Origin of the sequence: Mesorhizobium sp. M7A.F.Ca.MR.362.00.0.0 (assembly GCF_004023175.1) — a bacterium.
In the GTDB taxonomy this organism is placed as follows: Bacteria; Pseudomonadota; Alphaproteobacteria; order Rhizobiales; family Rhizobiaceae; genus Mesorhizobium.
Window position 1 is genome coordinate 1 of the sequence record NZ_RZTF01001119.1, and the last position, 239, is coordinate 239.

At 33.1% G+C, this 239-nt stretch carries 1 protein-coding gene; it reads left to right on the forward strand.

Translation table 11 applies throughout. From position 1 onward, the window contains the following. Positions 1-239, forward strand: a 239-nt coding sequence (locus EOC06_RS41300) for a hypothetical protein (RefSeq protein ID WP_206631474.1), incomplete at both ends; no start/stop codon positions are given.

Here is a 239-nt window from a genome sequence, read left to right on the forward strand (position 1 = left end):
ATATACTCCGATAAACGGTACAAATTGGTTATTAGGAATGGTAATACCGAAAGCAGAATTAACAGAAGCATCTCAATCAATATTGTATTATTCGCTGGCTATTGGAATTGTTGGTGTCCTTATTATTGCAGCAGGTATAATTTTCTACTCTTCTTATTTGTCACGAAATGTTAAGAAAGTGAATGATCTTTCTGTAGATATGTCAAATGGTGACTTAACGAATGAACTCCATATTAACC